We start from the raw sequence: 1,696 nt of genomic DNA, 5'->3' as shown, positions 1-1,696 counted from the left end.
CGCCGTCGACGCGCCGGCCGAGCAGCGCGCGCAGCAGATCGCGGGCCTCGGCCTCGGTGAGCAGGTCGACGAGCACGCGGCGGGCGCCGTGCCGGGCGACCAGGCCGGGCAGCGCGTCCCGGCTGGTCACCAGCACCAGGCAGGTCGGCGAGCCGGGCAGCAGCGGGCGGACCTGCCCGACCGAGTTGGCGTTGTCCAGCACCAGCAGCATCCGCCGCCCGGTGAGCGCGGTCCGGAACTTCGCGGCGCGCTCGTCCGGCTCGGCGGGGATGTCCGCACCGGCGACGCCGAGGGCGCGCAGGAACCCCGACAGCGCGTCACCCGGGTCCACCGGCCGGACCGTGCCGTAGCCGTGCAGGTCGAGGTAGAGCTGGCCGTCCGGGAACTCCTCGGGCGAGCGCTGCGCCCAGCGGACCGCGAGCGCGGTCTTGCCGACCCCGCCGGTGCCGGAGAGGACGGCGATGCGCGCGCCGGTGTCGCCTTCGTCGCGGTGCAGCAGCGCGTCCAGCTCGGCCAGCTGGGCGGCGCGCCCGCGGAAGCCGGGGACGTCGGCGGGCAGCTGGGCCGGCACCCGGGCGGGTGGCTCCGGCGCGGCGAAGTCCTGCCGCAGCACCTGCCGCTGGGCGGCCTTCAGCTCGGGACCGGGTTCCAGGCCGAGCTCGTCGGCCAGGCGCCGGCGCACCTCGGCGAAGACGTCCAGCGCGGCGGCCTGGCGCCCGGACTCGGCGAGCGCGAGCATCAGCTTGGCGTGCGCGGACTCGTTCAGCGGCTCCTCGGCGGTCAGCACCCGCAGCTGCACCGCCGCGTCTTCGGGGTCGGCGACCCCGGCGTAGGCCAGCACCGCCCTGGCTCGCCGCATCGCCAGCGCGAGCCGGGCCGGGTGCTGGCGCAGCCGTTCGACGTCGGCGAGCGCCGGGCCGCGCCAGAGCTCGAGGGCCTCCTTGTACTCGTTCCGCTCGAGCAGCGCTTCGAAGCGCAGCAGGTCGAGCTCGTCTTCGCCGGCCACGAGCCGGTAGCCGCCCTTGTCCGTGACGATCGGGTCGGCGGGCCGCAGCGCCCGCCGCAGCCGGGCGACGTAGGTGTGGAGCAGCTCCAGGCACGAGGGCGGCGGCTCGTCCCAGATGACGTCGACGAGGTCCTCGCGCCGGACCGTCCGGTTCGGCTGCAGGGCCAGCAGCGCCAGCAGCAGGCGCTGCTTCTCGGCGCCGATCTCCACGCCCTCGGTGCCCCGCGTCACCGTCAGCGGGCCCAGGACGCCGAGCCACACGGGCTCCGGCGGCTCCGGCGGGGCCTCGGCAAGCGCTTCCCGCAGCTTGCGGGCCGTCTCCGGCCGGGGCCGCCGGACGCTGCCGAGTTCGGCGTTGCGCACCGCGCGCAGGCTCAGTCCCGCACGCTCGGCGAGCTGGGCCTGGGTGAGACCGGCGAGCACACGCCGGTCCCGCAGCCATCCGGCGAACGACAGGCCTTCGTCCACAGGCGTCCTCTCCTGCGTGCCCCGAGCGGAACGTACCTCTCCAGCATCACGATCGTGCCGCCCGAGCTGTACCACCGATCGGCGAAGATAACCGTTTCCGCAGGTACGGACGGTGACGGCGGCGCGGAGCGGCGGTACAGGCGCTCGTCCACCGCGCTTTCCTAGGCTTTCTCGCGTCCGGTGGTGGCGAGGGGTTCGCGGAGCAGCCGTCGAGTGGGGTAC

At 75.7% G+C, this 1,696-nt stretch carries 1 protein-coding gene; it reads right to left on the bottom strand.

Annotated elements, in window-relative coordinates; translation table 11 throughout:
- On the bottom strand, positions 1-1,474 hold a 1,474-nt coding region (locus CCN39_RS40995), incomplete at its 3' end, for a BTAD domain-containing putative transcriptional regulator (RefSeq protein WP_143264345.1).
- Between the last annotated feature and the right edge of the window lie 222 nt (positions 1,475-1,696).

Source organism: Amycolatopsis kentuckyensis, from assembly GCF_002155975.1.
In the GTDB taxonomy this organism is placed as follows: domain Bacteria; phylum Actinomycetota; class Actinomycetes; order Mycobacteriales; family Pseudonocardiaceae; genus Amycolatopsis; species Amycolatopsis kentuckyensis.
The sequence above is the reverse complement of the archived record's forward strand: the minus strand, read 5'-3'. Positions and strand labels throughout refer to the sequence as shown.